Raw genomic sequence first — 18,327 nt, 5'->3', positions numbered from 1 at the left:
AGCCGCCGCGATCACCGCCGCCGAAGCCGCCACGATCGCCACCGCCAAAGCCGCCGCCACCGCCGCCGCCACCGCCGAAACGGTCGCCGCCGCCGAAGCCGCCGCCACCGAAGCGATCACCACCGCCGAAGCCGCCGCCACCGCCGCCGAAATCGTCGCTACCGCCGAAATTGTCCCGCTTGTCGCGACCACGCGTGCCGCGATTGCCTCGGCTACCTCTATCGAAACCCATAAGCCCTGTTCGTCTTCCCGGTTCGCCCGCAAATGCTATCCTCAAGAACCGTGCGCCGGACGAAGAGCGCGGGTCTTTCGGCGCCAAACCTTTTGCGCCTAATTGCCATTCATAACGCAAGAGGCCACGCATCGCGAACGAATTCGTGCGCCCGCGTCTCGCTTTGCCGCGAACGAGGCAGATTGCGTCGGAAATGTGGCTGAAACTCCACAACATCAGTGAAATTTTGGCGGTCATGCCGCGACTCCGCAATGGGCCGATGGCAGTGATCGCGGTTGAGGCTTGCGGCGCGGCCCGCTAGGGCAGGTCGCATGACCGTTCATCTGCATGAAGAAGACATTCCCGCCGATCTGTTCGCCCCCGGCGCCTCGATCGCCGTCGATACCGAGACGATGGGCCTGATCACCCCACGCGACCGGCTGTGCGTCGTCCAGCTGTCGGATGGCGGCCCCGACGAGCATCTCGTCCGCTTCGGCCCCGACAGCGACTATGCCGCGCCGAACCTGCGCGCCCTGCTCGCCGATCCGGCGCGGTTGAAGCTGTATCATTTCGGGCGCTTCGATATCGCGGCGATTCGCCATTATCTCGGTGTCGTGGCGGCGCCGGTCTATTGCACCAAGATCGCCTCGCGTCTGATCCGCACCTATACCGATCGCCACGGCCTGAAGGAGCTGGTCCGCGAACTGCTCGGCATCGACCTGTCCAAGGCGCAGCAATCGTCGGACTGGGGCGCGCCGGAACTGACCGACGCGCAGCGCGAATATGCCGCCTCCGACGTGCGCTACCTCCACCGCATGAAGGTCGAACTCGACAAGCGGCTGGCCCGCGAGGGGCGGATGGCGCTGGCCCAGGCCTGTTTCGATTTCCTGCCCGCGCGCGCCGAACTGGATCTGGCGGGTTGGCCCGAGGTTGATATCTTCGCCCATGCCTGATCCGGGCTCATAGGGAAGAGACCAGCATGTCCGAGATCGCCGATCGCGTCCGCACCCAGCGCCAGCTCTGGGCCGCGCCGGGGAGCCGCCACGACCGGTTCGTGATGCTGGCCCGCTGGCTGCTGCCCAGCGCGATCGGCGTGCTGACCGCGTTCCTGGTCATGGCCCCGGTCTATTCGTCGAGCGAGGTGTCCTTCGTCCTCGACAAGAAGAAGGTGGAGGTCGCCAAGGAACGGTTGAAGATCCAGGCGGCGCAATATCGCGGCGTCGACGACAAGGGGCAGCCCTTCTCGCTCGACGCGGGCTCGGCGATCCAGCGCAGCTCGGCCGAACCGGTGGTACAGCTCAACAAGCTGGCCGCGATGATCCGGCTGTCCGACGGCCCCGCCACGGTCAGCGCCAATTCGGGCCGCTACGACATGCGGACCGAGCAGGTGAAGCTGGACGGCCCGCTCGATTTCAAATCGGCGGGGGGCTACGACCTCCAGACCAACGATGCGACGATCGATCTGCAGCAGCGCACGCTCGAATCGGGCGGCGCGGTGACGGGGCGCGTGCCGCAGGGCAATTTCAGCGCCAACAAGCTGCGCGCCAACCTGGAGGATCGCACCGTCCGGCTGGAAGGCAACGCACGCTTGCGCATCGTGCCGTAAAGCACGAAATAGCCGCCTATGCACAAGTTCTTCGCCGCGACGGCCCCGGCCCTTATCGTTCTTGCGACATCCGCCGTGGCGCAGACGCGGCATGACAGCCGCGCGCCCGTCGATTTCGGTGCCGACGTCATCGAATTGCAGGACAAGGCGAATCGCGGCGTCCTGTCGGGCAATGTCTCGCTTCGCCAGGCGGAGATGACGCTGACCGCGTCGCGCGTGGTCATCGTCTATACGGGACAGGTGATCGGCGGAAAGCCGCAGGTGTCGCGGTTCGAGGCGTCGGGCAATGTCGTGGTCAAGCGCCCCAACCAGACGGCGCGCAGCAATTACGGCATCTACGACCTCAACCGCCGGGTCATCACCATGCTGGGCAACGTCTCGCTGACGCAGGACGGCAATACCGTGAATGGCGGCCGGTTGACGATCAATCTCGACACCGGACGCGCGGTGATCGACGGGTCGTCGGTGGCGGGCGGCGGCTCCACGGGCAATGGCGGCAACGTCACGCGCGCGCCGTCGGGCCGGGTCACGGGCACCTTCTCGGTCCCCGATCGCAACTGAGACGTGACGCGGGCGCGTTCTCCGCGCTAACGTGACGCCTGCCAGCCAAGGAAAGAGACAGGCCGATGGACATGGAAACCCCGATTCGCGAGGCGAGCCAGCGCACCGCCCCCGTGTCGGAACCGCCGGTCGCCGACGGCCTGCAGGTCGTGTCGATCGCCAAGAGCTACGACAAGCGGACCGTCCTGACCGACGTGTCCGTCTCGGTCGGGCGCGGCGAGGTGATTGGATTGCTCGGCCCCAATGGCGCGGGCAAGACGACCTGCTTCTATTCGGTGATGGGATTGGTGAAGCCCGATTCGGGCCGCATCATGCTGGACGGCGAGGATATCACCGGCCTGCCCATGTATCGCCGCGCGATCCTGGGGCTCGGTTATCTGCCGCAGGAAACCTCGATCTTTCGCGGGCTGTCGATCGAGAAGAATATCCTGACCGTGCTCGAACTGGCCGAGCCCGACCCGGCCGAGCGCGCGCGCAAGCTGGACAAGCTGCTTGAGGAATTCGGCCTGACCCGCCTGCGCGCCGCGCCCGCCATGGCGCTGTCGGGCGGCGAGCGGCGCCGTGCCGAGATCGCGCGCGCGCTGGCCGCCGATCCGTCGATCATGCTGCTCGACGAACCGTTCGCGGGCATCGACCCGATCTCGATCGCCGACATCCGCGACCTGGTGAAGGATCTGAAGCGGCGCGACATCGGCGTGCTGATCACCGACCATAATGTCCGCGAGACGCTGGACATCGTCGACCGCGCCTACATCATCTATGACGGGCGCGTGCTGTTCAGCGGGTCGCCGGAGGAACTGGTCGCCGACGCCAATGTCCGCCGCCTCTATCTGGGCGAGGGCTTCTCGCTCTGATCCGATGCAAGGCGCCCGTCGATCCGCACCTGATGGCATGACCGGCAAGGCGGGCGCGGACGCGCGGATCGACGCCGCCCCCCCTCCGTCGGGCCCTCGGCCTGCCGCTTCCCCGTGTCGGGGAGGACCGCCCCGGTGAGCCTCGCCCCGCGTCTCGATATCCGTCAGTCGCAATCGCTGGTGATGACGCCGCAGCTCCAGCAGGCGATCAAGCTGCTGGCGCTGTCCAATCTGGAGATCGAGGCGTTCATCGCCGAGGAGGTGGAGAAGAACCCGCTGCTCGACGCCACCGTCGTGCGCGAGGTGGCGACCCCCGAACGTCCCGAGCGCGAGGCGCCCGCCGGTGCCGACGAGCTGGTCACCGGCACCGCCCCCGGAGAGGATCGCGGGCTCGACCTGGATTATGCCACCGAGAGCCACCAGCAGGACAGCGTCGCCGATGGCGGCACCGGCCCCGATGGCGGCCTGTCGCTCAACGGCGGGTCGAGCGGCGGCGGGCTTGGTGGCGAGGATGGTCCCGACTGGGACTCGCTGGCCGACGATGCGCCGAGCCTTGCCGAGCATCTGGAGGCGCAGGTCGCCATGATCCTCTCCGGGGCCGAGCTGACCATCGCCGCGCATATCATCGATCAGCTCGACGAGGCGGGCTATCTGACCGTGGCGCTGGACGAGATCGCAGGGCGACTCGGGGTTCCACTGCCGCGCGTCGAGGCGGTGCTGTCGGTGGTGCAGAGCCTGGACCCCACCGGCGTCGGCGCACGCGACCTGGCCGAATGCCTGACGCTGCAGGCGCGCGAGGTGGACCGCTACGACCCCTGCATGGCGCGGCTGATCGCCAATCTGGAGCTGCTGGCACGGGGCGAACTGGTTCGGCTCAAGCGGATCTGCGGCGTCGACGACGAGGATATGGCGGACATGATCCGCGAGCTGCGCGGCTATGATCCCAAGCCCGGCTGTCGCTATGGCGGCGAGCCGTGCCAGGCGGTGGTGCCCGACCTGTTCGTCACCCGCACCAAGACCGGCTGGGGGATCGAACTCAACAGCGCCACCCTGCCCCGCGTGCTGGTCAACCGACGCTATTATCAGGAACTGCGCCACGGCCCGCAGGACAAGGGCTCAAAGGCGTGGCTCGCCGATTGCCTGGCCAGCGCCAACTGGCTGATGAAGGCGCTCGACCAGAGGCAGCGGACGATCATCCGCGTCGCTACCGAGATCGTGAAGCAGCAGGAGGCATTCTTCCTCCACGGCGTCGCGCATCTCAAGCCGCTGACCCTGGCGCGCGTGGCGGAGGCGATCGGGATGCACGAGTCGACGGTCAGCCGGGTGACCAGCAACAAATATCTGAGCTGTGCGCGCGGACTGTACGAACTCAAATATTTCTTCACCAGCGGCATTGCGGCGGCCGATGGCGGCGATGCGGTATCGGCCGAGGCGGTGAAGAGCGCGATCCGGGCGCTGATCGCGGGAGAGGGTGCCAAGATCCTGTCCGACGACACGCTGGTCGAACTGCTCCAGGCCAAGGGCTTCGACATCGCGCGGCGGACGGTCGCCAAATATCGCGAGTCGCTGGGCATCGGCAGCTCGGTCCAGCGGCGACGCGCCCGCGCATTGAACGGCTGACCACGACCCCGCCACTTGTCGCGGGGCGCGGGTGTATTATATCATGCGTACACCTTAGCCGGAGGGCTCCGCCGATGGGCAAGAAGAAGCACAAGAAAAAGCAGAAAAAGGCCGAGCAGGCGGAAAAGGCCGCTGCTGCTGCACCGTCCTCGCTTCACCGGGTGGGACAGGCGCTGCTCGACCAGGCGCGCAGCCCGATGGGGCGGCAGTTGATCGCCTCCGGGCTGGTGGTGGCCGCTGCCGCGCTGGCGCGCGAGACGACACGTTCGACGCCGGACGATACGGCCAGCGCCGAGCCTCAGGACGGGCCGCCCCGCGAGCCCGCGCCCAAGGCGCCCGGCGCATCCGACGCCGCGGCATTCGCCGGGCTGGCGCTGTCCGCCCTCGACCATTTCATTCGTCGCAAGTCGCCGGACGACAAGGCCTGACGACCTTCATGAGCCCCTTTATCCCTCTCCCCTGGAAAGGGGAGAGGGTTAGCGGAGCTTGCCAGCCTGCTGGCTAGCGCAGCTTGGGTGAGGGGTTGAGCGAGCCTCAGGCTCGCGCGCTCTTCGAGCGCTTCACCCCTCTCCCCTCAAAGAGGGGCGGGTAAGACAAAGCCCATGCTTGAATGTCGATTGCGCCTGGCCGTAGCATCGCGTGCCGCGCAGCAGCACGGCGTCTGTATGGGAAGCTGGCGGTAAACGGGGGGAGCGATGTGTTCGCTCGACCCCCGGCACCGACGCGCGATGCCGGTCTTTCCGGCGGCTTCCACTCCTGCTTATCTTATATTGAAGCGCGGCGATGGCGCAGCCTAGGCGGGCTTGCGCCGGAAGCATAGCAAAAAAAAGGCTGGTCCGAGGACCAGCCGTGAAAGTTTTTAGGAGAGGATGCCTGAAAGGCCCGACCCATATGGCGGACCGAACTGGTTAACACAAATGCAACGAAATCAATTTTTCTTGCATAAATTGCAATCGCGTGGTCCGAGCCATTCCTACGCATGGCGTCAGGCGGGGTCGCGCCGACGCGGCATGAACATCTTGTCATTAACACTCTAATGTACGTTATAATTGCTGGAGTTTGGTAACTGCCATTGCAACGTTATCGAGTTGAACCTTTTAGGTTTATTCCAAGTTGTTTCCCGACCAAAATCACATGCCGATTGATCTGGTGCTGAAATTCGCTGCCTTTTCCGGAGCGATTCCGGACAAACTCATCAATCTAGCGGTTGACGTTTGACATTTGACGGTTAGGTCAAGCTGAAACAACAGGAGCGTATCATGGCCGACGAACCTATCGATGTGAATGCCGTAGAACTGGCGACCGAGTTGACGATCGCTTGGCTGGGCAATCCCAACACCCGCACGTCGTCCGAAGAGGTTCCGGCGTTTCTCAACAAGATGCACGAAACCGTGTCTTCGCTTCTGGGCAGCGCACCGCAGGCGACCGATGTCGAATCGCCGACGGAATATGTTCCGGCCGTGTCGGTTCGCAAGTCGCTCGCTTCGAAAGATCACATCGTCTCGATGATCGACGGCAAGCCTTACAAGACGCTGCGCCGTCACCTGGCGACGCACGGCCTGACGCCCGAAGAATATCGTGATCGCTATGGCCTCAAGTCGGATTATCCGATGGTCGCCGAGAGCTATTCGGAAAGCCGTCGCGCGATGGCCAAGAAGATCGGTCTGGGCCGCAAGCCGGGTCCGCGCAACGCCGGCGCCACCGCGGCGCGCAAGCCCCGCAAGACCGACGGCGCGCCCGAAGCCGAATAAGCCCGCGCCGATCCCAGCGATCGCGAACGAACCCGCCCGATCGGCCATGCTCGTCTCCCGGAGCATGGCTGGCCGGGCGGGTTCGTCGTTTTTGGGGCTGACGGTCGTCTCTCCCTCACCCGTCGGTCGGAGCGGGGTTGGGGGAGCAGGAGGGAACAAGTCCGCACGGCGATCCACGCCGCACGTCCGGCAGGAAGCCCCTACCGTCCGAAACTGCCCTTCCGGTACAGCAGCGTGATCGCGACGCGGCGATTGCGCGGGTCGGAAGGGTTGTCGGCGATCATGGGCTCGCGATCGGCGACGCCTTCGATCCGTTCGAAGCGCGACTCGGGGATTCCCCCGGCGGCGAGGCGGCGGCGGGTGGTTTCCGCACGGCTGGACGACAGCATCCAGTTGTTCATCGCGCGCGGGTCGCCATAGGGCACGGCATCGGTATGCCCACGGATCATGATCGTATTGGGCAGGCCGACGATCGACTTGGCGATGGTGCCGATCAGCGTCGACGCCTCGGGCTCCAGCTGGGTCGTGCCGCTGGCGAACATCGAGTAATCGGCATTGTCGACCAGATCGATCCGCAACCCGTCCTGGGTCGGGATGAAGCGGACCTGGCGCGCCAGCTTCTTGAGCGACGGCGTCGATTCCATCTTGTTCTGGATCGCCTTTTGCAGCTCGGCAAAGCTCTTGCGGTCCATCGCCATCGCATTGGGATTGCGCAGCGACCCCTTGTCGCCGGTCCCGGCCTTCTCGCCGCCCTCGCCGGACACCTTGGGGACGATGAGCTGGATCATGCCGTTGGTGCCGCTCTGCTGCTCGCCCGCGCCGGGTCCACCGGCGAGCGCGCCGCCGCCGATGCCCATCGAGCGCGTGTCGAGCAGCGTCGGCGCGAAATAGTCGGCGATGCCCTTGCGCTGCTTCTCGGTCGTCGCGCCGAGCAGCCATAGCAGGAGGAAGAACGCCATCATCGCCGTCACGAAGTCGGCATAGGCGACCTTCCATGCGCCGCCATGATGTCCGCCATGACCATCGGCGATGATCTTCTTGACGATGACGATCTTGGGCGGTTCGTTCTTGCCGTGCGGTGCGCGCGCCATGGCTTAGCGACCCCGCAGGCCGTCGAAGACTTCCGCGAAGCCGGGTTGGTCCTTGTGCTTGATACCCGAACGCGCCGCCTCGATGACCAGCGGCTGGGGATGGCCGTGGAGCGAGGCGATGATGATCTGCTTGACCACGTGATAGATGGCGGCGTCGGCGTCGATCACCTGCTTCAGGCGCCCCGCGAACGGATTGACGATGCCATAGGCGAGCAGAACGCCCATGAAGGTGCCGACCAGCGCCGACCCGATCATCCCGCCCAGCACGCTCGGCGGCTTGTCGATCGAGCCCATCGTCTTCACGATGCCGAGAACCGCCGCGACGATGCCCAGCGCGGGCAGCGAGTCGGCCAGGCTCTGCAGCGTCCCCTGCGGCCCCTCGACCTCGTGGTGATGGGTCTTGATCGCGTTGTCCATCACCTCCTCGACCGCATGGACGTCGAGCGTACCCGACGACACCACGACCAGGCGCAGCGTATCGGCGATCAGGGCGACGAGCGTATGGTCGGCGACGAGGCGGGGATATTCGGCGAAGACCGAGGAGGACTTGGGATCCTCGACATGCGGTTCCAGCGCGATCGGCCCCTCGGTCCGCAGCATCTTCATCAGCTTCGAGACGAGGAAGATGACGTCGAGATAGTCCTGCTTCTTGTATTTGGGCCCCTTGAAGATCTTGCCCATCGCGCCGCCCAGCGCCTTCAGTTCGGCACCCGAATTGCCGATGACCAGCGCGCCGACGGCCGCGCCGCCGATGATGAGCATCTCATGGGGAATCGCCTCGAACACGGGTCCCAGCGCGCCGCCAGTGATGGCGAAGCCGCCGAAGACCATGCCGAGCAGGATGACAAGGCCGATGGCAGGAAACATGGTGAACCGATTCTCCAGCAGGGACCGGCGCGAAGGCCGTCAGACGTCTGGATTACCGGGATTTGGTCACCATAGGGTTACCGTGGCGGAAAGCACGTGCCGCCCGTGTGACGATTATTTCAGATAATCGAACAGCGACAGGCCCGACAGCTTGGTGAAGCTGGCCTGGGTCGCCTGCAGCACGGTCATCGTCTGCTGCAACTGTGCGATGTTGCTGGCGATGTCGGCATCCGCGACGTTGGAGCGCAGCGTCGCGCGATCGGTGCTCGCGGTGTCGAGCATCGTCTGCTGCAACTCGACCCGCGTCTCGCGCGCGCCGATCGAGGCCTGGACCGCGCCGACATTGTCGTTGGCGGCGTTGAGCTGGTCGATCGAATTGCGGATGGTGTCGCTCGACCCGCCCGGCGTCTTCAGCGCGGTGATCAGGTTGTTGAGCACCGCGAAGGTGTCGTTGCTGCCCGACTTGAACACGCGTTCGGCGCCGACGGTGATTTCGACCGACTGGTCGCGATCGATCGGCACCGCCGAGGTCTTGGGCGCGGTATAGCTGTAGCTGCCGTTCGCGGCCTGCACCGCATCGGTGCCGTCGACCGTGCCGAACAGCGGCTGCCCGCGAATGTCGCGCGTGTTGCCCAGCGACACGAGCTGGTCGCGGACCGCGCTGAGCTGGTCGCCGAGCACCGAGCGGTCATAATCGTTGAGCGTGCCGTTGGCGGCCTTGGTCGCGAGTTCGACGGCGGTCTGCAACTGGCTGCCGATCGAACCCAGCGTGGTGTCGACCTGCTGAAGCACCGATTTGGCGAGCGACAAATTGCCCTTGTACACCTCCGCATCGGCATCGGCGCGATCGAGCGCGGCGACCTGCGCCGAGGCGGCGGCGTCGTCCGACGGCTTGAGCAGTTTCTTGCCCGTCGCGTTCTGCGTCATCAGGTCGTTGGCCTTGCTCTGCAGAGCCGCCATTCGCCGGGTCGCGCTGTCGTACATGGTGGAGGTCGAAATCTGCATCGCCATCATCGGATCTCGAGAATCGATTGGAACGTCTCGCGCGCGACCTGGATGACGCGGCTCGACGCGGAATAGGCCTGCTGAAAACGCATCAGCGACACCGCCTCGTTATCGAGGGTGACGCCGGTCGCACCGGTCAGCGCGGCGTTCGCGCCGTCGCGGATCGCGGTCTGCGCATCGGCGATCGTCTGCCGCTGCTTCAGGGTGGAGGCGTTTTCGGTGATGACCTGGGTGATGCGACCCTCGAACTGGCCGCTGTTGCGCGCCGCTTCCAGCGCGGAGAGATTGTCGGTGTTGCGCGGCCCCTGCCCCGCCCCCGCCGCCGCGATCTTCGAGGCGTCGGTAAAGGCCACGCTCATCGCGGCGGAGCCCGCGGTCAGGTTGAACATGGCGGCACCGGGCGCGCCATTGGCGTCCTGCCCCTGACCCTGGATCGTGTTGACCGAGTCGGTGAAGTCCTTGGCGACCGAGTTGAAGCTGTCGCGCATCGCCGCGATCCGCTCCGCCCCGTCGAGCATTCCGCCCAGCGTACCGCCCGAGGGGATGACCTCCTTCGCCTGGCCCTGCGAAACGACGGTGAAGCTGACTCCGCCGCCGGTCTTGCGCGCATAGCTGACCGCGCCGAGCGTGTCCGGCGAGGCCAGGATCGGCCCGGCGCGATCGCCCATGCGGACCGTCGCGCGGCCCAGTTCGTCGGTGGTGACGTTGATGTCGGACAGCTCGCTCATCTGCGCGAGCAACTGGTCGCGCTGGTCGGCGAGTTGCGCGGAGGCGGAGGTTCCCGCCTGGGTCCGGGTCAGCCCGTCATTGACCTTGGTCAGCGACAGCGCGAGCGACGACAGACCCTGCGCCGCCTCGCGCGCCTGGCCGTCGAAATCGGCCTGCATCGAATCGAACGCCTTGTCGGTCGCCGTAAAGGCGAAAGCCGCCGAATTGGCGGATTCGAGCATCGTGGTGCGCAGCGCGGTCGAGGTCGGGTCCGCCGCCAGCGCGCGCGAGGCGGTGAAGAAACCGGTCAGCCGGCTCGACACCTCGTCGCCGGTCATCACGTCCTGGATCCGGTTGAGCCAAACCTCGCCCGATTCGGTGCGCTTCAGGTCGGATGTCGCCGAGCGGACCGCCGCAGACGCATAGGTATCGGTCGCACGGACGATGCCGGTCACGGTCACGCCCGCCCCGGCCGACAGCTTGCTGCTGGTCACGCCGCCCGAGGTGGTGACCTCGCTCAGACCGACCGAACGACGCGAATAGCCGTCCGTGCCGGTGTTGGCGATATTCTCGCCAACCGCCGTCAACGCGGTCTGATATGCGCGGACGCCCGAAGCGCCGATGGAGAGCAGGTCGCCCATACGACTCGGGATAGATTATGTCTGGTTAAGATCAGGTTTCGACTTGGCCAGAAAATTGGTGACCGCCTTGCCGATGCCGATCGGTGCGTGATCGGCCATGGTCTGCGCCACCTGCTGGTCCTGCATATCGCGGAACGTGTCGAGCGCCTTCGATTCGAACAGCGTGTCGCCCAGCTTGGTCTGGCGCATCGCCTTCAGCATCATGCCGTTAAAGATCGCCTCGAACTGCTTGCCCGCCTTGTCGAGATTGGCGCCGTTCGCCAGCCGCTTGGTATCGGTCGAGACCGAACCGGCGATCGGCGATGCCGCCGGTGTGGACGATATGCTCTGGGTCACAGGACGATCAGCTCCGCCTTGAGGGCACCGGCTTCCTTCAGCGCTTCGAGGATCGCGACCAGGTCGGACGGCGCCGCGCCGATCGCGTTCACCGCCTTCACCACATCGGCCAGCTTGGGTCCGGGGGCGAGCATGAACATCGGGCGACGCTCCTCCTCGACCGAAACGCCCGACTTCTGGGTGATCGCGGTCTGGCCGCCGCTCAGCGGGCCGGGCTGGCTGACGCGCTGGTTCTCGTCGATCTTGACGGTCAGCTTGCCGTGGGTGACCGCCGCCGGGCCGACGCGGACCGCCGAGTTGATGACGACGGTGCCGGTGCGCGCATTGACGATGACCTTGGCAGAGGGTTCGGCCGAGGCGACGTTGAGATTCTCGATCTCGGACATCAGCATGGCGCGGACATCGGCACCCATCGGCGCGCGGACCGCGACCGACACGGCGTCGACCGCCTGCGCGGTGCCCATGCCGAGCCGTCCGTTGATCGCCTGCGCGACATTCTGCGCGGTGGTGAAGTCGGCGCGCGCCAGGTTGAAGGTCAGCGTGGGGGCGGTGTCGAACCCGGTGGCGACCGCACGCTCAACGGTCGCGCCCTCGGGGATCCGCCCGGTCGAGGGCACGTTGACCACGATCTTCGACCCGTCCGCGCCTTCCGCGCCCAGACCGCCGACCGCCAGATTGCCCTGCGCCATCGCATAGATCTGGCCGTCGGCACCCTGAAGCGGGGTGAGGATCAGGGCGCCGCCGCGAAGCGACTTGGCCTTGCCCATCGAGGATACGGTGATGTCCAGCTTCTGTCCCGGCTTGGCGAAGGGCGGCAGCTCGGCCGTGACCATCACGACGGCGGCGTTCTTCATGCCCGGATTGGCGTTGGGCGGAAGCTGCAACCCGAAGCGCGAGACGACGGCCTTCAGCGACTGGACGGTATATTCCAGATTGTCGTCGCCCGTCCCCGGCAGACCGACGACGATGCCGTATCCGGTGAGCTGGTTGGTGCGGATGCCCTGGAACCCGCCCAGATCCTTGATCCGGTCGGCCGAGGCCGGGACCGCGACCGAGAGGGCGGCGAGGAGCGCGAGGAGGAAGCGGAGGATCATGTCTATATGCCTCAGAACGGGCTGACAGCCTGGAAGAAGCGGCTGAGCCAGCCCTGGCGGCTGGCGCGGGCGACGTCGCCCTTGCCGGTATAGGCGATCTGCGCATCGGCGACGCGGGTCGAGTCGACCCGGTTGTCGATGCCGACATCCGCCATGCGGACCAGCCCCTTGATCTGGATGAACTCGTCGCCGCGGTTCAGCGTCACGCGCTTCTGTCCCTGGACGAGCATGGTGCCGTTGGGAAAGACCTGCGCAACGGTGACGCTGATCTCGCCCGACAGCGAGTTGGACTGGTCGGCGGCACCCGTGCCGTTGAAATTGCGGCTGCCGCTCATGCCGATGTCGCTCGGCTTGACCAGCGAACCCAGCGGTCCGGTGGTCGGGGGCGTGAAGCCGAAATCGCCCTTGGAGCCGAGCTTGGAGCCCGCCGACTTGGAGGCGGCGGTCCGCTCGACGAGGACGATGGTCAGCGGATCGCCGACCCGGCGCGCACGCCAGCCCTCGTACAGCGCGGCATAGCCGTCCGACACCTGGAAGATCGAACCCGTCGGCTGCGCGACCGGCTGCATCGGCACGGGCGCGGGGCGGACGGTGGTGAAGTCCTCGACCGGCTTCTTCTTGCCGAACAGGCTGGCATGAGCGGGCGACGGCGCCAGCGCGGCGGCGACCAGGATCGCCGCGGCGGCGGACAGCCCCAGCTCGATCCCGTAGCGCGTCGACAGGGTGCGGATTCGGCTCATCACAGATTCTGGTTCGCGTATTGAAGCATCTCGTCGGTCGACTTGATCATCTTCGAATTGACCTCATAGGCGCGCTGCGTCTCGATCATGTCGACCAGTTCCTCGACGACATTGACGTTCGAGCCTTCCAGCATCCCCTGGCGGACCTGGCCGCGCCCCTCCAGCCCGGCGACGCCCATATTGGCGACGCCCGAGGCGGCGGTCTCGGTCAGGTAATTGTCGCCCTTGGCCTGGAGCCCGGCGGGGTTGGGGAAGTTGGCGACCTGGATCTGGCCGATCTCGGCCGGCGCGGTCTGGTTCGGCAGCGTCGCCGAGACGGTGCCGTCGGTGCCGATGGTGATCTGCGTCGTACCCTCGGGGATCGTGATGCCCGGCATCACCTGATACCCCTCGGAAGTGACCAGCAGACCTTCGGCCGAGCGCGAGAAGTTGCCCGCGCGCGTATAGCCCAGCGTGCCACCCGGCATCTGCACCTGGAAATAGCCCTCGCCGTCGAGCGCGAGGTCGAGGCTGTTGTTGGTCGTCTGCATCGCACCCTGCGTGTTGATGCGCGCGGTGCCCTGGACGCGGACGCCGGTGCCCAGGTTCAGGCCGGTCGCGTATTTGCTCTCGGTCGAGCTCGCCGCGCCGGGCGCGGTGACGACCTGATAGGCGAGCGTCTCGAACGCGGCGCGGTCGCGCTTGAACGCGGTCGTGTTGACGTTGGCCAGGTTGTTCGAGATGACCCGCATACGCATATCCTGGGCATCGAGCCCGGTGCGCGCGACGTGCATGGCGGCGGAAGACATAACTCTCTAATCCTCAGCTCGGCAGCCGCATCAGCGATGCGCTGTTCTCGTCCATCGACTTGGCCTCTTTCATGAGGTTGGCCTGCACCTCGTAACTGCGCTGGTTCTCGATCATGTCGACCAGCGTCTGCGTCATGTTGACGTTGGAGCCTTCCAGCGCGCCCGACTGGACGGTGGCGTCCATGTCCTGCGGCAGTGCGCCGCCGCCCTTGACGCGCAGCAGGTTGTCGAGCCCCTTGACCGTGGTCGATCCGCGCGTGTCGGCCAGCTTCAGCCGGTCGATCACCTGCGGCTGCGTGTCGGGGCCAGCGCCCAGCGGCACGATCGACAGGGTGCCGTCGGGGGCGACGGTCAGCGAGTTGTACGGCGGCATCGTGATCGGACCGTTCTGACCGATCACCGGAAACCCGTCACCGGTCTGAAGCACGCCCGAGGCCGTGACCTCCAGGTCGCCGCGCCGCGTATAGGCTTCCGACCCGTCCGGGGCCTGCACCGCCAGCCAGGCGGTGCCGGTGGCGACCGCGACGTCGAGCGGCTTGCCCGTCTGCTGCACGGTGCCGGACTGACGATCGGCGTCGGTCACTTCCTCGGCGGTGGGCATACGCGCCTCGAACGCCGCGCCGCCGCCCTTCAGGTCGATGCGGTCGAACACGACGCGATCCGAACGAAAGCCGATCGTCGAGGCGTTGGCCATGTTGTTGGCGATCGCGGTCTGCGCCGCCATGTGCGCGCGCAGGCCCGTCGCCGCCGTATAGACCAGCTTGTCCATCGCTGTTCCCCGTTACCCCCGTACCGTCGCTTAGCTGCGGATGTTGAAGATGGTCTGCGAGATCTGGCTGGCGGTATCGAGCGCCTTGGCATTCGCCTGGAAATTGCGCTGCGCCGCGATCAGGTTGACCAGTTCCTCGGTGATGTCGACGTTCGAACCCTCGATCGTGCTCGACCGGATCGCGCCGTAGGTGCCTTCGTTGGCGACGCCGAACACCGCCTGGCCCGACAGGCCGGTCGCCTGCCAATAGCTGTCGCCTTCCTGACGAAGACCCGGCATGTTGACGAAGTCGGCGACCGCGACCTTGCCCAGCTTGGCGGTCTCGCCGTTCGAGAAGGAGGCGGTGACCAGGCCGTCGGCGCCGACCGACACGCCCGACAGGATGCCGATCGCCTTGCCGTCCTGCGACCGCGAGGCGACCGAGAAGACCGAGCCCGCCTGCGACGAACCGGTGAAGTCCATCGACAGCGGCTGCGCCGTGGTCGAGCTCTGCGAGGTGAAGCTGTCGAACGCGACCGGCGCGGCGGGCGCGGTCATGTTGCCGTTCTTGTCGAAGGTCAGCTCGACCGGCGCGGTCGAACCGCCGACCTTCATCTGCTGATCGTCGACGAAGCTGTAGACCTGCCAGGTGCTGCTGCCGTCGGCGGGCTGGATCGCGTTGCCGCTGGCATCGACCGGCAACGGCTTGCGGACATAATAGTTGGTCAGCGTCATGGCGTTGCCCGACGGATCGTAGATCTTGGTCTGGGTCGTGTTGTTGTAGGTGCCCATGTTCGACCGGTTGAACGCGACGCCCGGCGCGGTCGCGGCGGTCGACAGGTTCAGGTCCATCGTGACCTTCTTGGTCGCGATCGGCAGGCCGCTGGTCGCGGGGAGTTGCAGCGCGGTCAGGCCGTCGGCGCCGTTGGCGGTGACGTTGCCGTCATTGTCGACCGGCAGCACCTGCAGACGGCCGCCGCTCGAGTCGGTCACGTAATTCTGCTGGTCGACCTGGAACGCGCCGTTGCGGGTATATTGCAGCGGGCCCTTGCCCGGCGTCTGAACCGCGAAGAAGCCGTCGCCCTGGATCGCCAGGTCGAGCGCGTTGGACGAGCTGTTGTAGTTGCCCTCCTTGAACTCCTGCCGGTTGGCCTTGACCATCGTGCCCGAGCCGACCTGCTTGGTCGGGTCGGTCGCGAAGTTGGACGCCATGACGTCGGCGAACTGCGCATGGCTCTTCTTGAAGCCATTGGTCGCGACGTTGGCGATGTTGTGGGAAATGACCGACAGGTCGCTCTGCGACGCCTGAAGACCGCTCAGCGAAGTATAGAAGGACATGGGCGATTACCTTGATGGGGAGGGAGGTCAGCCGACCGAACGGACGGCGGAGAAATCGATCTGGCCGAGGCCGGCGACGGTCAGGACGGGATCGCCGCTGGTCGGCATCGACACCGACTGGACGGGCGCCCAGACCAGCGGGCGACCCGACACCGCCGCGACGCCGTCATTGGCGTTGAGCGTGACGGTGAAGGGGCCGGTGCCCGCTTCCTCGCCGGTGTCGGTCTTGCCGTTCCAGTCGAAGCTGGCCGTGCCCGCCTTCTGCGCGCCCAGCGACAGCGTCTTGAGCGGATTGCCCTGCGCGTCCGAGATCGTGACCGACACGTTCGACGCCGCCTGGTCCAGCTCGACCGCACCCGCGATCCCGCCGCTGGTCCGGCCATAGGCGGTGCTTCCGGGGGTCAGCACCGTCTTGCCGACATAGCTCATCGCATCGGCCTTGGTCGTGCCGTTCATCTTCGCGGCCATCGCCGACAGCGTCGTGTTCATCTCGGAGATGCCAGCGACGCTGGAGAATTGCGCCATCTGCGCGACCATCTGGGTATTGTCCATCGGCGCGAACGGGTCCTGATTCTGCAGCTGCGCGGTGAGCAGCTTGAGGAAGGCGGACTGGTCGAGCGTGTCGGACTTCTTGGCGGTCGTCGCGGTCGTGGAGGCGCCGCTGGCGGCGCCCGAACGGCGGACGCCCAGCGCGTCGAGCGTGGAGTCCATGGTGGTGGAGATCGTCATGATCAGCGGCCCAGCTTGAGGGTGTCGAGGATCAGCGACTTGGCGGTCTGCATCACTTCGACATTGTTCTGATAGGTGCGCGCCGTCTCCATCATGTCGACCAGCTCGCGGGTCTCGTCGACGGCGGCTTCGTAGATATTGCCATCCTTGTCGGCCAAGGGGTTGTTCGGGTCGTGGCGCGCGGTGGGGTTCTCACCGGCGGTCACGATCTTCTCGACATCGACGGTCGACAGGCCGGTCGCGGCGTCGAAGCTGGTGCGGAACACCGGCTTCATCGTGCGGTACGCGGTGTCGGCCGATCCGGTCACGTCCCCGGCATTGGCCAGGTTCGACGCGGTGGTGTTCATCCGGACAAGCTGCGCCGACATGGCGCGCCCGGCGACCTGGAAGATGGAAAGGGGTGCGTCCGCCATGGATTATTCGCCCTTCAGCGCACGGGTGATGGTGGCGATGCGTCCGTTCAGGAACGACAGCGTCGTCTGATACTGGACCGCATTCTCGGCAAAGGCGGTCTGCTCCTGGTTGAGCTCCACCGTATTGCCGTCGAGCGAGGTCTGGATCGGCACGCGATATTTCATCGCCGCGCCGACACCCTGACCCTGGCCCGGCTCGCTCTCGACCGCGGCGAGCGCAGCCTTGAAATCGATGTCGCGCGCCTTGAAGCCCGGAGTGGAGGCATTGGCGATGTTGGACGCCAGCACACCCATGCGCTGTGCCCGTACCTCCAGCGCCGCTCCATGCACGCCGAACAGTGTCTCATTGGCCATCGTCATCCTCCTTTCCGGTGCGAAACCGTCACGCCAGCGGGGATACGCAATCACCGTGCCAAATGCCTCGCCACGACGGAAAAGCGCGTTCCGTGGCGGAGCGGCAGGCGGCATCCGGCAACGCCTTGCCGCCGATTTGCCGGGTGGCGGCAAAGGGCGGCAAGCCATCCGCCGCCCCGCTCCGTCGACAGAGCGGCGGTGGAAACTGGCCCGCCCCTTGCAAGAAACGGGCGCATGAACGGATTGCCGCCCCTCTCGCAGTTTTTCGATCCCGCCGCGCTCGCCATCGTGCTGGGCGGGACGCTGGTCGCGACCCTGCTGCGCGCGCCATGGCGCGATGCGCGCCGTAGCGTGCGGGCGCTGCGCGTGCTGGTCCGGGCACCCTATTCCGCCGAGCCGCTGCTCGAACAGATCACCCACCTCGCGCGGATCGCGCAGCGGCACGGCGTGATGACGCTCGACCGCTCGGTCATCGCCGACCCCGACCTTGCCGAGGCCGTCGGCGCGATCGTCGATGGCGAAGGCGCCGATGCGGTACTCAGCCGCACCCGCCAGGCGCGACTGGCGCGGGTCGAGCGGCAGCTGGCCGTGGTCGATATCTGGGCGGGCGCGGCGGAGGCGGCCCCCGCCATGGGCATGGTCGGCACGCTGATCGGGCTGGCCGCGATGTTCGCGACGATGAACGATCCGCAGCGGATCGGCGGCGCGATGGCGATCGCGCTGCTCGCCACCCTATATGGCGCGCTGTTCGGGAATCTGGTCGCGCAGCCGATCGCCGCGCGCCTCCGCCGCGCCGCCCGGATCGAGGCGTTCGAGCGCGCGCGGATCGAGCTGCCGCTCGCCGCGCTCGCCCGGCGCGAGGCGCCGTTGAC

Annotated in this window: 22 protein-coding genes; 8 read left to right on the top strand and 14 right to left on the bottom strand. The window is 66.4% G+C overall.

Features of this window, described 5'->3' with window-relative positions; all coding sequences use genetic code 11:
• Positions 1 to 232: hypothetical protein (locus LRP66_RS17730; protein ID WP_230483928.1), on the bottom strand; the 232-nt coding region annotated here is incomplete at its 3' end.
• Between the two features lie 311 nt (positions 233 to 543).
• Between LRP66_RS17730 and LRP66_RS17725 the strand changes: the two genes are divergently transcribed.
• The 7 genes from LRP66_RS17725 to LRP66_RS17695 all read left to right on the top strand — a co-directional run bounded on the left by LRP66_RS17725 (position 544) and on the right by LRP66_RS17695 (position 6,603).
• Positions 544 to 1,164: a ribonuclease D gene (locus LRP66_RS17725; RefSeq protein WP_230483927.1), complete on the top strand. Its 621-nt coding sequence runs from the start codon at positions 544 to 546 to the stop codon at positions 1,162 to 1,164.
• Positions 1,165 to 1,190: 26 nt separating this feature from the next.
• Entirely contained in the window at positions 1,191 to 1,817 is a 627-nt protein-coding gene (gene lptC / locus LRP66_RS17720; RefSeq protein ID WP_230483926.1) for an LPS export ABC transporter periplasmic protein LptC, read from the top strand.
• 18 nt (positions 1,818 to 1,835) lie between these two features.
• Positions 1,836 to 2,378, top strand: coding sequence for an LptA/OstA family protein (locus LRP66_RS17715; RefSeq protein WP_230483925.1), 543 nt, complete (start codon positions 1,836 to 1,838; stop codon positions 2,376 to 2,378).
• Positions 2,379 to 2,449: 71 nt separating this feature from the next.
• Positions 2,450 to 3,232: an LPS export ABC transporter ATP-binding protein gene (gene lptB, locus LRP66_RS17710; protein ID WP_443026717.1), complete on the top strand. Its 783-nt coding sequence runs from the start codon at positions 2,450 to 2,452 to the stop codon at positions 3,230 to 3,232.
• Positions 3,233 to 3,367: 135 nt separating this feature from the next.
• Positions 3,368 to 4,852, top strand: a complete 1,485-nt coding sequence (gene rpoN / locus LRP66_RS17705) for an RNA polymerase factor sigma-54 (RefSeq protein ID WP_230483923.1) — start codon at positions 3,368 to 3,370, stop codon at positions 4,850 to 4,852.
• Positions 4,853 to 4,926: 74 nt separating this feature from the next.
• The gene (locus tag LRP66_RS17700; RefSeq protein ID WP_230483922.1) at positions 4,927 to 5,280 is read left to right on the top strand and encodes a hypothetical protein; all 354 of its coding nucleotides are present in this window, start codon (positions 4,927 to 4,929) and stop codon (positions 5,278 to 5,280) included.
• 831 nt (positions 5,281 to 6,111) lie between these two features.
• Positions 6,112 to 6,603 carry a MucR family transcriptional regulator gene (locus LRP66_RS17695; protein WP_230483921.1) on the top strand — a complete coding sequence of 164 codons (492 nt, stop codon included), beginning with the start codon at positions 6,112 to 6,114 and terminating at the stop codon, positions 6,601 to 6,603.
• Between the two features lie 200 nt (positions 6,604 to 6,803).
• On the opposite strand, the gene LRP66_RS17690 is transcribed toward LRP66_RS17695, so the two are convergent.
• The 13 genes from LRP66_RS17690 to flgB all read right to left on the bottom strand — a co-directional run bounded on the left by LRP66_RS17690 (position 6,804) and on the right by flgB (position 17,455).
• Complete coding sequence (locus LRP66_RS17690; protein ID WP_230483920.1) at positions 6,804 to 7,694, bottom strand: flagellar motor protein MotB; 891 nt, start codon at positions 7,692 to 7,694, stop codon at positions 6,804 to 6,806.
• Between the two features lie 3 nt (positions 7,695 to 7,697).
• The gene (motA, locus tag LRP66_RS17685; RefSeq protein ID WP_230483919.1) at positions 7,698 to 8,561 is read right to left on the bottom strand and encodes a flagellar motor stator protein MotA; all 864 of its coding nucleotides are present in this window, start codon (positions 8,559 to 8,561) and stop codon (positions 7,698 to 7,700) included.
• 114 nt (positions 8,562 to 8,675) lie between these two features.
• Positions 8,676 to 9,572, bottom strand: a complete 897-nt coding sequence (locus LRP66_RS17680; RefSeq protein WP_230483918.1) for a flagellin N-terminal helical domain-containing protein — start codon at positions 9,570 to 9,572, stop codon at positions 8,676 to 8,678.
• Complete coding sequence (flgK, locus tag LRP66_RS17675; protein ID WP_230483917.1) at positions 9,572 to 10,915, bottom strand: flagellar hook-associated protein FlgK; 1,344 nt, start codon at positions 10,913 to 10,915, stop codon at positions 9,572 to 9,574. Before flgK ends, LRP66_RS17680 begins: the two co-directional genes overlap by 1 nt.
• 15 nt (positions 10,916 to 10,930) lie before the next feature.
• Entirely contained in the window at positions 10,931 to 11,251 is a 321-nt protein-coding gene (locus LRP66_RS17670; protein ID WP_230483916.1) for a rod-binding protein, read from the bottom strand.
• Positions 11,248 to 12,345: a flagellar basal body P-ring protein FlgI gene (locus LRP66_RS17665; RefSeq protein ID WP_230483915.1), complete on the bottom strand. Its 1,098-nt coding sequence runs from the start codon at positions 12,343 to 12,345 to the stop codon at positions 11,248 to 11,250. The genes LRP66_RS17670 and LRP66_RS17665 overlap by 4 nt, the downstream gene beginning before the upstream one ends.
• An 11-nt stretch (positions 12,346 to 12,356) precedes the next feature.
• Positions 12,357 to 13,085, bottom strand: a complete 729-nt coding sequence (locus LRP66_RS17660; protein WP_230483914.1) for a flagellar basal body L-ring protein FlgH — start codon at positions 13,083 to 13,085, stop codon at positions 12,357 to 12,359.
• Positions 13,085 to 13,873 carry a flagellar basal-body rod protein FlgG gene (gene flgG, locus LRP66_RS17655; RefSeq protein WP_230483913.1) on the bottom strand — a complete coding sequence of 263 codons (789 nt, stop codon included), beginning with the start codon at positions 13,871 to 13,873 and terminating at the stop codon, positions 13,085 to 13,087. The genes LRP66_RS17660 and flgG overlap by 1 nt, the downstream gene beginning before the upstream one ends.
• Before the next feature lie 13 nt (positions 13,874 to 13,886).
• On the bottom strand, positions 13,887 to 14,642 hold the full coding sequence (locus tag LRP66_RS17650) for a flagellar basal body rod protein FlgF (RefSeq protein ID WP_230483912.1): 756 nt from the start codon (positions 14,640 to 14,642) through the stop codon (positions 13,887 to 13,889).
• Positions 14,643 to 14,672: 30 nt separating this feature from the next.
• Positions 14,673 to 15,959, bottom strand: coding sequence for a flagellar hook protein FlgE (locus LRP66_RS17645; protein WP_230483911.1), 1,287 nt, complete (start codon positions 15,957 to 15,959; stop codon positions 14,673 to 14,675).
• A 27-nt stretch (positions 15,960 to 15,986) separates the two neighbouring features.
• On the bottom strand, positions 15,987 to 16,688 hold the full coding sequence (locus tag LRP66_RS17640) for a flagellar hook assembly protein FlgD (RefSeq protein WP_230483910.1): 702 nt from the start codon (positions 16,686 to 16,688) through the stop codon (positions 15,987 to 15,989).
• A gap of 2 nt (positions 16,689 to 16,690) precedes the next feature.
• Complete coding sequence (gene flgC / locus LRP66_RS17635; RefSeq protein WP_230483909.1) at positions 16,691 to 17,101, bottom strand: flagellar basal body rod protein FlgC; 411 nt, start codon at positions 17,099 to 17,101, stop codon at positions 16,691 to 16,693.
• 3 nt (positions 17,102 to 17,104) lie between these two features.
• Complete coding sequence (gene flgB / locus LRP66_RS17630; RefSeq protein ID WP_230483908.1) at positions 17,105 to 17,455, bottom strand: flagellar basal body rod protein FlgB; 351 nt, start codon at positions 17,453 to 17,455, stop codon at positions 17,105 to 17,107.
• 234 nt (positions 17,456 to 17,689) lie between these two features.
• Between flgB and LRP66_RS17625 the strand changes: the two genes are divergently transcribed.
• Positions 17,690 to 18,327: MotA/TolQ/ExbB proton channel family protein (locus LRP66_RS17625; RefSeq protein WP_230483907.1), on the top strand; the 638-nt coding region annotated here is incomplete at its 3' end.

It is taken from the genome of Sphingomonas sp. Leaf21 (assembly GCF_916858675.1).
GTDB lineage: Bacteria > Pseudomonadota > Alphaproteobacteria > Sphingomonadales > Sphingomonadaceae > Sphingomonas.
The sequence above is the reverse complement of the archived record's forward strand: the minus strand, read 5'-3'. Positions and strand labels throughout refer to the sequence as shown.

What these genes read in the sequence shown, in the direction of transcription:
- LRP66_RS17680 (WP_230483918.1), bottom strand. Translation starts at nt 9,572, where the DNA reads ATGGCGATGCAGATTTCGACCTCCACCATGTACGACAGCGCGACCCGG.
- LRP66_RS17695 (WP_230483921.1), top strand. Translation starts at nt 6,112, where the DNA reads ATGGCCGACGAACCTATCGATGTGAATGCCGTAGAACTGGCGACCGAG.
- LRP66_RS17645 (WP_230483911.1), bottom strand. Translation starts at nt 15,959, where the DNA reads ATGTCCTTCTATACTTCGCTGAGCGGTCTTCAGGCGTCGCAGAGCGAC.
- lptB (WP_443026717.1), top strand. Translation starts at nt 2,450, where the DNA reads ATGGAAACCCCGATTCGCGAGGCGAGCCAGCGCACCGCCCCCGTGTCG.
- LRP66_RS17700 (WP_230483922.1), top strand. Translation starts at nt 4,927, where the DNA reads ATGGGCAAGAAGAAGCACAAGAAAAAGCAGAAAAAGGCCGAGCAGGCG.
- LRP66_RS17715 (WP_230483925.1), top strand. Translation starts at nt 1,836, where the DNA reads ATGCACAAGTTCTTCGCCGCGACGGCCCCGGCCCTTATCGTTCTTGCG.
- LRP66_RS17725 (WP_230483927.1), top strand. Translation starts at nt 544, where the DNA reads ATGACCGTTCATCTGCATGAAGAAGACATTCCCGCCGATCTGTTCGCC.
- LRP66_RS17690 (WP_230483920.1), bottom strand. Translation starts at nt 7,694, where the DNA reads ATGGCGCGCGCACCGCACGGCAAGAACGAACCGCCCAAGATCGTCATC.
- flgK (WP_230483917.1), bottom strand. Translation starts at nt 10,915, where the DNA reads ATGGGCGACCTGCTCTCCATCGGCGCTTCGGGCGTCCGCGCATATCAG.
- motA (WP_230483919.1), bottom strand. Translation starts at nt 8,561, where the DNA reads ATGTTTCCTGCCATCGGCCTTGTCATCCTGCTCGGCATGGTCTTCGGC.
- flgG (WP_230483913.1), bottom strand. Translation starts at nt 13,873, where the DNA reads ATGTCTTCCGCCGCCATGCACGTCGCGCGCACCGGGCTCGATGCCCAG.
- LRP66_RS17650 (WP_230483912.1), bottom strand. Translation starts at nt 14,642, where the DNA reads ATGGACAAGCTGGTCTATACGGCGGCGACGGGCCTGCGCGCGCACATG.
- lptC (WP_230483926.1), top strand. Translation starts at nt 1,191, where the DNA reads ATGTCCGAGATCGCCGATCGCGTCCGCACCCAGCGCCAGCTCTGGGCC.
- flgB (WP_230483908.1), bottom strand. Translation starts at nt 17,455, where the DNA reads ATGGCCAATGAGACACTGTTCGGCGTGCATGGAGCGGCGCTGGAGGTA.
- LRP66_RS17640 (WP_230483910.1), bottom strand. Translation starts at nt 16,688, where the DNA reads ATGACGATCTCCACCACCATGGACTCCACGCTCGACGCGCTGGGCGTC.
- LRP66_RS17660 (WP_230483914.1), bottom strand. Translation starts at nt 13,085, where the DNA reads ATGAGCCGAATCCGCACCCTGTCGACGCGCTACGGGATCGAGCTGGGG.
- flgC (WP_230483909.1), bottom strand. Translation starts at nt 17,101, where the DNA reads ATGGCGGACGCACCCCTTTCCATCTTCCAGGTCGCCGGGCGCGCCATG.
- LRP66_RS17665 (WP_230483915.1), bottom strand. Translation starts at nt 12,345, where the DNA reads ATGATCCTCCGCTTCCTCCTCGCGCTCCTCGCCGCCCTCTCGGTCGCG.